The sequence below is a fragment of the Burkholderia sp. E168m22 genome (assembly GCF_001319805.1).
GTDB classification, from domain to species: domain Bacteria; phylum Pseudomonadota; class Gammaproteobacteria; order Burkholderiales; family Burkholderiaceae; genus Burkholderia; species Burkholderia orbicola.
This window is the reverse complement of the sequence record NZ_BBSK01000053.1, coordinates 19,726-29,084: the sequence shown is the minus strand read 5'-3', so window position 1 is coordinate 29,084 and position 9,359 is coordinate 19,726. Positions and strand designations below refer to the sequence as shown.

Below are 9,359 nucleotides of genomic sequence, written 5' to 3'. Positions count from 1 at the left end.
GAGCAGTTCGCGATCCTTCGCGTCGACGCCGACCAGCGTGATCTTCAGGTGCGGGCCGCCGGCATCGGCGTCGGCCGCCGGATGCGCGGCCGCGACGGCCTGTTCGACCACATGGTCGGGTGCGCGATCGCCGGCAGCGGCGGGTTCGACGGCGGCGACCGGTGCAACCGGCGCGGCCGGCACAGGCTCGGCGGCCGCAGCAGGCGCCCCAGCGCCGCTTTCGGCCTTCAGCCGTTCGAGCTTCGCGCAGATCGTCGCGGCGGCGGCCGCGTCCGGTTCGGCACTCGCGCGGTAATCAACGAGCTGGTCGGACAACACGTCCTTGGTTTCCAGGAACGCGTCGATCATTTCCTTGGTCAGCGTCAGCTCATGGTTGCGCGCGCGGTCGAGCAGCGATTCGAGGATGTGCGTCGTATCGGTCAGCGCGGAAAAGCCGAACGTCGCCGCGCCGCCCTTGATCGAATGCGCGGCGCGGAAGATCGCCGCCAGATCCTCGGGGTCGGGCGCATCGACGTCGAGGTTCAGCAGCAGCTGCTCCATCTGCGCGAGCAGCTCGTCCGCTTCGTCGAAAAAGGTCTGGTAGAACTGAGTGATGTCGAGAGTCATGCCCGGTCACCGGTTGAATTCGTCGCGTTCATGTCAGGAGGCAGCCGGCTCGGACAGCGTCGCGACCAGCTCGACGAGCACGCCCGGGTCGATCGGCTTTTCGATCCAGCCGGTCGCGCCCGCGTCGCGCGCGGCGTCCTTGAACGCATCGCTGCCCTCGGTCGTCAGCACGAGGATCGGCGTGTCCGCGTACGCGGTCAGCTTGCGCAGCGCGGCGATCACCTCGAGCCCGCTCTTGCGCGGCATGTTCTGGTCGGTCAGGACCAGGTCGTACGGCGCCGTCGCCGCCATGTCGAAGCCGGCTTCGCCGTCCGGCGCCACCGTCACGTCGTAGCCGGCCTGCGCAAGCGTGGCCTGCAGCAGCGCACGCATGGTCGCGGAGTCGTCGATGGCGAGAATGGTTCGGATCATGTCTGTCTCGGAAACGTCAGGGTTTCGGCGCCACGGCGACGGCGCTCGCCACGACCGGCCGCACCGCCGGCGTCGGGCCGCCGAGCTGCTGCGCGAGCAGCTTCGAGCCGGCCGCGTCGGCGGACAGCGTCGTCGTCGTCGCGTCGTCGCGCATCAGCGCTTCTTCGGATTTGCGATTCAGCACGATCACGCTGATCCGGCGGTTTTCCGGATCGAGCGGATCGGCCTTGTTCAGGTTCTGCGTCGACGCGAGGCCGAGCACGCGCAGCACTTTCGCCTCGTCCATGCCGCCGGAGATCAGCTCGCGGCGCGACGCGTTCGCGCGGTCGGCCGACAGCTCCCAGTTGCTGTAGCCGCCCTCGCCGCCCGCGTACGGCACGGCGTCGGTATGGCCCTGGACGATGATCCGGTTCGGCACGTCGTTCAGCGTCTTGCCGATCTCGCGCAGGATGTCGCGCATGTACGGCTCGACGTGGTCGCTCGACATCGCGAACATCGGCCGCTTCTGGGAATCGACGATCTCGATGCGCAGCCCCATCAGCGTCGAATCGATGCGGATCTGCTGCTTGAACTGGCGCAGCGTCGGATTGGCCTCGATCGCGGCCATCAGCTTGATCTGCAGGTCGTGCAGGCGCGTCTGCTCGAGCCGGTCCTGCGCGCCCTGCGCCTGCGACCGGGAATTGTCGTCGCCCGCCTTCGCGAGGCGCTCGGCGAGCGACGTCGTGCCGTCGGTGCGGCGCAGCGTGCCGGCGTCGACGCTCGACAGGTCGCGGCCGCCGCCGTTGATGATGCTGGACTCCTGCGAGCTGCGGTCGCCGCTGCCGAGAATCGCGGCCTTCAGCGGCATGTTGAAGTATTCGGCGATCCCCTTCAGTTGCACCGGCGTGACCGAACTCAGCAGCCACATCAGCAGGAAGAACGCCATCATCGCGGTCATGAAGTCCGCGTACGCGAGCTTCCATGCGCCGCCGTGGTGGCCCTTCTTCGCCGGGGCCACCCGCTTGACGACGATCGCGCGATCCTTGCTCTTGCTCATCGGTCGCTCCGCGTCACTTCGCCTTCACGCGGCGAACATGTTCTTCGAGCTCGGAGAACGACGGACGCTCGGTCGAGAACAGCACCTTGCGGCCGAACTCCACCGCGATCGCCGGCGCATAGCCGTTCAGCGTCGCGAGGATCGTCACCTTGATGCACTGGAACATCTTGGTCGACTCGGCGACGCGCTGCTCCGCGAGGCTCGCGAGCGGCCCGATCAGCCCGTACGACAGCAGGATCCCGAGGAACGTGCCGACCAGCGCCTGCGCGATCATCGCGCCGAGCACCGCGGGCGGCTTGTCGGCCGAGGCCATCGTGTGCACGACGCCCATCACGGCCGCGACGATGCCGAACGCCGGCATCGCGTCGCCGACGCGCATCAGCGCATGCGCCGGGCCTTCGCCTTCGGTGTGGTGCGTCTCGATCTCCTCGTCCATCAGACTCTCGATCTCGAACGCGTTCATGTTGCCGCCCACCATCAGGCGCAGGTAGTCGGTCAGGAATTCGACGATGTGGCGATCGGCGAGGATCTTCGGGTATTGCGTGAAGATCGGGCTCTTTTCGGGATCGTCGATGTCGGCCTCGAGCGTCAGCGTGCCTTCCTTGCGTGCCTTCGCGAGCAGCACGTAAAGCAGCGCCATCAGCTCCATATAGACGTCCTTCGTGTATTTCGAGCCCTTGAAGAGCGTCGGCAGCACGCGCAGCGTGGCCTTGATGGTCTTGCCGCCGTTGCCGAGGATGAACGCGCCGACGCCGGCGCCCACGATCATCAGGATCTCGACGGGCTGGATCAAGGCGCCCAGATGCCCGCCTGCCAGCGCATAACCGCCGAAGACGGACAACAGCGTCACGAGTGTTCCCACGATAATCAGCACTGCCTGTCCCTCACGAAAGACCGGCGGGGAGACCGCCGTTAAACAGGTTTACGGCAGTCGGCAGGAAAACTTTCGCGGCCGCCCGGCGGCGGCCCGACGGTGTTTACCAGCAATGCGCGGACGATTCGCGCGGCCCGCGGGGCGCCACTCGGGCCCGCTTGCACCCCGTCCGGCCTTGCCCGGCCCGGCGCTCAGGCCACGGCGGCGGCCAGTTCGGCGCGCGCGGCGGCGGCCTTGCGGGTCTTGCCGGCGCGCGACGGCGGCTGGCAGAGGCCACACACGAAACCTTGATGCGGATCATGCGCATGCGCGACGAAGTGGCCGCCGCAGCGCGTGCACGGGGTCATCTGCAGCATCCCCGAATCGAAGAAGCGCACCAGCGTCCACGCCCGCGTGAGGCTCAGCGCGGCCTCGTCGCCGGACAGGTTCACGTGCTCCAGATAGAGCCGGTACGCCTTCACGATCGACTGGATCGGCTCGCAGCGGCCGTGATCCTGCATGAACCGGTAGATGTTGTAGAACAGCGACGAGTGGATGTTCGGCTGCCACGTCATGAACCAGTCGGTCGAGAACGGCAGCATCCCCTTCGGCGGCGATACGCCCTTCAGTTCCTTGTACAGCTTGATCAGACGGTCCCGCGACAGGCTCGTCTCCGCCTCCAGCAGCTGCAGCCGGGCGCCCAGTTCGATCAGTTCGATGGCGAGGGTGATTTCCTTCACCTCGATCACGACGCTTTTGCTTGCCATGGTGATAACCGTCCGCTTGACGTTATTCGAATGAATGGCCAACACGCTGCCGGCCGGCGCGGCGCGCCGGGACAAACGCAAGGCGGGATGGATCAGCGGACGCCTTCGACCTGCTGCCCGGCCATCAGGATGGCCGAGTGGGCGTGCGCGACGACATCGCTGCGGCCCTTGTCGGCGAGCGACGACAGCAGCGCGTGATCATCGAAGCGGAAGCGGCACAGCATCTGGTTCGACGCGGCCAGCTTCACGGTCTGCGCGAGCGTGAGGTTGGCGAGCACGTCGGCGAGTTCCTGGGAAATGCCCATGCGGAACATGCCCATCGCCTTGTCTTCCCGCAGCAGTCGCTGCGCGAGGAGGAGGTACGACAGGTTGACCTCTTTGATCTCACTGAGCATTTCGCTGGTAGCGCTCATGATTCCCCCGTTAAAAAGCTTTGCTTTGGCCATTCATGTTATGAAAACGTTTGCTCGATCAGCGCGCACCGGGCGCTCAGTCGGCTCGTTTATAGTCTTACAGGGCGAATTTTGGCCAAACGGGATTTATGTCGGTATCAGCGAAGTGGCGTATGCCGTGCAGGATTTGTCTGTAAACCGTGTAGGAATTTTTCCGACAAGGCGAATTGAAAGGAATCGGAAAAACGGGTTGCAACGCGAATTCGGTTGCGAAGGGCTCCGATGGCCGCCACGCCAGAGGTGGAAGGCTTGCCGGCAAGGCTGCCGGCAATCGGATCGGTAAAAATTATAGTGCTTTTTCACGATAGCGCAACAATAGTTATGGCTGTCGCGATTCATGATTCCGCGCCCTTTTTCTCGGGGTTTTCGCGTATTTCATCGTGTAACAAGCCTTAAGTGTTTGAAAAAACACTCGAACCCTTCAGGGCGATATCGATAATGGACTCCAATGGGCGGCGGCGCGAGCCGTGCCGGCCCGCCCCGCAGCTTGCCGTCCGGCGCTCCGCGCACCCCGCCCAGGGCCCGGCCACGTACCGCCAACCGCGTGCGTCGGCAAGTTCCGCAACCTTGTACGGGATCCGTCTCGGCGTCATCGCGCCCCGGATCGACACAGGAGAACATCCATGCGAATTGCCCAGATCGCGCCGCTGTACGAAGCCGTCCCGCCGAAACTCTACGGCGGCACCGAGCGTGTCGTGTCCTACCTCACCGAGGCGCTCGTCGAACTCGGCCATGACGTGACGCTGTTCGCCAGCGGCGACTCCGTCACGTCGGCCCGTCTCGAGGCGGCGTGGCCGCGCGCGCTGCGGCTCGACCCGTCGGTCCGCGATTCGATGGCGCCCCATATGCGGCTCCTCGAGCAGGTCGCCCGGGTCGCGCACGAATTCGACGTGCTGCACTTCCACCTCGACTACCTGCCGTTCCCGCTGATGTCGCGCCTCGACACGCCGTACGTGACGACGCTGCACGGGCGCCTCGACCTGCCGGAGCTGCAGCCGGTGTTCGACGCGTTCCCGTATTCGCCGGTCGTGTCGATCTCGAACAACCAGCGCAAGCCGCTGCCGCAGGCCGCGTGGGCCGGCACCGTGTACCACGGGCTGCCCGACACGCTGCTCACGCCGCAGCCGGACGTGAAGCCCGAATACCTCGCGTTCCTCGGCCGGATCTGTCCCGAAAAGCGCGTCGACACCGCGATCCGCATCGCCGCGCAAAGCGGGCTGCCGCTGAAGATCGCGGCGAAGGTCGACAAGGCCGACGCCGACTACTTCAAGGAAGTGATCGAGCCGCTGCTCGGCCAGGCGCACGTCGAATTCATCGGCGAGATCAACGAAGCACAAAAGCCGGCGTTCCTGTCCGGCGCGAAGGCGCTGCTGTTCCCGATCGACTGGCCGGAGCCGTTCGGCCTGGTGATGATCGAGGCGATGGCCTGCGGCACGCCGGTCGTCGCGTTCAACCGCGGCTCCGTGCCGGAAGTGATCGAGGACGGCGCGACCGGCTTCATCGTCGAGGACGTGCAGGGCGCGGTCGGCGCGCTGCACCGGATCGACAGCCTGTCGCGCACCGCGATCCGCGAGCGTTTCGACACGCGTTTCAGCGCGAAGGCAATGGCGCAGCGTTACGTCGAGACTTACGAATCGCTGTGCGCGGCAACCAAGCAACCGGCATTGCGGCGGGTCGCGGGCGCCTGACGCGAAAATCCGCGCGGAAATAGGCCGTAAATCCGCGCCGAAATCGGCGCGCAAAACCCGCAAAGCAAAAGAGCCGCATCGTCGATGCGGCTCTTTCCATTTGGCCTTCGGTCACTCGATCAGAAAACGATCGCGGTTTTTGCCGACGATCCAATTCGGCGGCTTGCCGCGCCCACTCCAGGTGGCACCCGACTTCGGATCGCGGTATTTCGGCGGCAACGGCGCCTTCTTCGGCGGACGCCCGCGCCGCGCCCGTTCCGCGAAGCCCAGGTCCTGGGCCGTCAGGCCATATTCGGCAATCATTCGCTGGACATCGGCGATCACCGCTGCCACTTCCTGGCGGCGCACGTCGTCCGCCTGGGCCTGCAGATCGGCGATCTGCGCCTTGAGTTTCGCGTATTGAGACATTTTTCGACTCCCCTTTTCGATGATGCGGCCCCGGCGAATCCGGCCGGGACACCAACGTCCGTTACGTCATCCGCACTGCCGCCCTGCCCTTCGAAATTAATGCTGCCATCTTTAACCGAATCGTCTATATCGAGAATGCGGACTTATTCTAATAAAAGGCATTCGTCAGCCATTCAAATTTAACAATCGTTTACCCTCCCGAACCCGATTCATTTCCTATAATCCAGACCAATTCCGGACGACGAAATAAATCCGTTGCGTCGGCCGGGGTCTTCAACCCACTTGGACGAGGTCCTTACATGAATCTTTCTCAGCGTCTCGCTGCAGAGGTATTCGGCACGTTCTGGCTGGTGCTCGGCGGGTGCGGAAGCGCCGTGCTGGCCGCCGCCTTTCCGGGCCTCGGCATCGGCTTTGCCGGCGTCGCACTCGCCTTCGGCCTGACCGTGCTGACGATGGCATTCGCAATCGGCCACATCTCGGGTTGCCACCTGAATCCGGCGGTGAGCGTCGGCCTGACGGTCGCCGGCCGCTTCCCGGCACGCGATCTCGCGCCGTACATCGTCGCGCAGGTCGTCGGTGCCACGCTCGGCGCCTTCGTGCTGTACCTGATCGCAACCGGCAAGCCGGGTTTCGACGTCGTCGGCAGCGGCTTTGCGACGAACGGCTTCGGCGATCGCTCGCCCGGCCACTACTCGCTCGCCGCGTCGTTCATCTGCGAAGTCGTGATGACGGGCTTCTTCCTGTTCGTGATCCTCGGCGCGACCGACAAGCGCGGGGTGCCGGCCGGCTTCGCGCCGATCGCGATCGGGCTGTGCCTGACGCTGATTCACCTGATCTCGATTCCGGTCACCAACACGTCGGTGAACCCGGCGCGCTCGACCGGCCCGGCGCTGTTCGTGGGCGGTGACGCGATCGGCCAGCTGTGGCTGTTCTGGGTCGCACCGCTGATCGGCGCGGTACTCGCGGGGATCATCTACCCGCTGGTCGCCGGGCGTGACGACGCCGTCGACCTGCTGCCGGCATCCGCTCGCACAAGCGAATAAAACACTACGGGGTCAAGCGAGCAGAGCAGCGAGCCTCACGCTGTCGAAGAACATCGAGGCAGGCAATTTCGACGGGCGCCCCTGGCGCCCGTTTTTCATTTCCGCGCGGGAAACGCGCCCGGGGCGGACGCTCAGGACGCGACGACGTCGTCTTCCAGCGAGAACAGCGTGCGCAGATGGCGGGCGACGCCCGCGTCGAAGTTGTTGCCGATCCGCGGGACGTGCGGCAGCTGCGCGATCAGGTCGGGGTTCGCGTTGTTCATCATGAACGCATGACCGGCGGTTTCGAGCAGATCGATGTCGTTCATGTTGTCGCCGAACGCGATGCAGTGGCCGGCATCGACGCCGAGCCGCGCGAGCACCGCGCGCAGCGCGCGCCCCTTCGACACGTTCGCGGTCATCACTTCGAGGCAGTCGGGCAGCGAGTACGTGACGTACAGCGCGTCGCCGAACTGCACGCGCATCTGCTCCGCGACGACCGCCAGGTCGGCCGGTTCGCCGATATACAGCACCTTCGCGATATCCGCGCCGTCGTGCGCGGCCATGTCGATCACGTCGTACCGGAAGCCCGAATCCTGATGGAATTCGAGCAGGTGCGGCGCGTCGCGGTCGATCAGCCAGCCGTCGTTGGTGAACAGGTTGACGATCACGCGGCCGTGCGCGCCGAGGACTGCCGGCTGCACGAGGCTGCGCACGATTGCTGCGTCGATGTCCTGCGCGTGGATCTTCGTGTCGTCCGGCGCATGCACGCGCGCGCCGTTCGACGTGATCAGGTACGGCCGGATGCCGAGCACGTCGCGAATGCCGGCGACGTCCGCATAGTGGCGCCCCGTGGCGATCACGAACTGCACGCCGTCGCGGTCGAGCCGGCGAACGGTGTCGATCGTGTACGGGTCGAGCTGGTGGTCGCTGTTCAGCAGCGTACCGTCGAGATCGGTGGCGATGACTTTGTACATGGGGCGGGAGAGTGGCGCTCGGGGCACGGAGGAAGCGTCATTTTAACGTCGTGCCCGGTAGCGCGCCGGGCGGTTGCCGGCCAGGCGCCGCGCGCGACGCTGCTGCGACGCGGCATTCACCGTACGCACCCCGCTCGGCTTGGCTTAGCCCACCTCCGCCGCCCGCAACGCCTCGAGCGCGAGCCGCAGCGCACCATGCGCCGAATCGTCGAGCGGCGCGCGCAGCCGCGCGGCGTGCCGTGCCGGCACGGCCGGCGCGAGCGCGTCCGCCAGCCCGCCGCACAGCGCGACCGGCAACGCGTGCTGCGGATCGAGCGCGTCGATCATCTTGCCGATCTCGTCGCCGGCCTGCGCGATCAGCGCGCGCGCGACCGGATGCGTGCGGTGCGCGAACACGATCGGCGCGAGACGTGCATAGATCGTCTGGTTCGCGTCGCACGACCACTGGACGAGCGCATCGCGATCCTGCGCGCCCGTTTCCGCGAGCAGGGCCGTGGCGAACGCATCGCGCGGCACGCGGCCGTCGAGCGCCTGTTGCGCGTAGGCGAGCGCGCGCACGCCGAGCCACGCGCCGCTCGCCTCGTCGCCGGACGGAAAGCCGAAGCCGCCCGCGATTCGGCACGCGCCGGCCGCGTCGAGCGCCGCCGCGATGCTGCCGGTGCCGAGCGCGACGATGAGCCCCGGCGCGCCGCCATGCGCGCCGACGACCGTCGTATACGCGTCGCTCTCGATCGCGAGCGCGCCGAGCGGCGCCTGCGCGCGGAATGCGGCGAGCCACGCCGCGTTGTTGACGCCGGCCAGCCCGCAGCCGAGCGCGCACTGCGACCAGTCGAATGCGAGACCGGCCTGCGTGAATGCGTCCGCGCACGCCGCGCCGATCGACGCCCATGCCCGCTCGATGCCGAGACCGAGCCCCGACGGGCCGCCGCGCCCCTGCGCCAGCTCGCGCCCATGCCGGTCGGCCAGTACCGCGCGCGTGCCCGTGCCGCCGCCGTCGATGCCGATCGCAAAAAGTAATGCCGCCATGCCTTCATCCCGCTGATTCGAACAGGCGCCAAGCTTAACCGGATCGGCGCCGCGCGCCCATCTGCCGTTCGGCCGGCTATCCCGCCAAAAGGGCTTCCGCTATGCTGGCGCGA

General features: G+C 66.5%; 11 protein-coding genes. 2 read left to right on the top strand and 9 right to left on the bottom strand.

The window, feature by feature from the left end; genetic code table 11:
* The 6 genes from AP428_RS14370 to flhD form a co-directional block, all read right to left on the bottom strand.
* Positions 1-606: Hpt domain-containing protein (locus tag AP428_RS14370; protein WP_197285596.1), on the bottom strand; the 606-nt coding region annotated here is incomplete at its 3' end.
* A 33-nt stretch (positions 607-639) separates the two neighbouring features.
* The gene (locus tag AP428_RS14365) at positions 640-1,017 is read right to left on the bottom strand and encodes a response regulator (RefSeq protein ID WP_006477352.1); all 378 of its coding nucleotides are present in this window, start codon (positions 1,015-1,017) and stop codon (positions 640-642) included.
* Positions 1,018-1,033: 16 nt separating this feature from the next.
* Positions 1,034-2,053: a flagellar motor protein MotB gene (motB, locus tag AP428_RS14360; RefSeq protein WP_011546714.1), complete on the bottom strand. Its 1,020-nt coding sequence runs from the start codon at positions 2,051-2,053 to the stop codon at positions 1,034-1,036.
* Positions 2,054-2,066: 13 nt separating this feature from the next.
* Positions 2,067-2,927, bottom strand: coding sequence for a flagellar motor stator protein MotA (gene motA / locus AP428_RS14355; RefSeq protein ID WP_006477350.1), 861 nt, complete (start codon positions 2,925-2,927; stop codon positions 2,067-2,069).
* Positions 2,928-3,118: 191 nt separating this feature from the next.
* Positions 3,119-3,673, bottom strand: coding sequence for a flagellar transcriptional regulator FlhC (gene flhC / locus AP428_RS14350; RefSeq protein WP_006493184.1), 555 nt, complete (start codon positions 3,671-3,673; stop codon positions 3,119-3,121).
* 92 nt (positions 3,674-3,765) lie between these two features.
* Entirely contained in the window at positions 3,766-4,086 is a 321-nt protein-coding gene (flhD, locus tag AP428_RS14345) for a flagellar transcriptional regulator FlhD (protein WP_011350590.1), read from the bottom strand.
* A gap of 662 nt (positions 4,087-4,748) precedes the next feature.
* Here flhD and AP428_RS14340 point away from each other — a divergent pair.
* Positions 4,749-5,813, top strand: a complete 1,065-nt coding sequence (locus AP428_RS14340) for a glycosyltransferase family 4 protein (protein ID WP_054928243.1) — start codon at positions 4,749-4,751, stop codon at positions 5,811-5,813.
* 111 nt (positions 5,814-5,924) lie between these two features.
* Here the strand turns inward: AP428_RS14340 and AP428_RS14335 are convergent, their stop codons facing one another.
* Positions 5,925-6,221, bottom strand: a complete 297-nt coding sequence (locus tag AP428_RS14335) for an H-NS histone family protein (RefSeq protein WP_006489320.1) — start codon at positions 6,219-6,221, stop codon at positions 5,925-5,927.
* A 299-nt stretch (positions 6,222-6,520) separates the two neighbouring features.
* On the opposite strand from AP428_RS14335, the gene aqpZ reads away from it, so the two are divergent.
* Entirely contained in the window at positions 6,521-7,264 is a 744-nt protein-coding gene (gene aqpZ, locus AP428_RS14330) for an aquaporin Z (protein WP_006489324.1), read from the top strand.
* Positions 7,265-7,395: 131 nt separating this feature from the next.
* Here the strand turns inward: aqpZ and AP428_RS14325 are convergent, their stop codons facing one another.
* Both AP428_RS14325 and AP428_RS14320 read right to left on the bottom strand, forming a co-directional pair.
* On the bottom strand, positions 7,396-8,220 hold the full coding sequence (locus AP428_RS14325; RefSeq protein ID WP_054928242.1) for a Cof-type HAD-IIB family hydrolase: 825 nt from the start codon (positions 8,218-8,220) through the stop codon (positions 7,396-7,398).
* Between the two features lie 144 nt (positions 8,221-8,364).
* On the bottom strand, positions 8,365-9,246 hold the full coding sequence (locus AP428_RS14320; RefSeq protein ID WP_054928241.1) for a BadF/BadG/BcrA/BcrD ATPase family protein: 882 nt from the start codon (positions 9,244-9,246) through the stop codon (positions 8,365-8,367).
* Positions 9,247-9,359 lie beyond the last annotated feature (113 nt).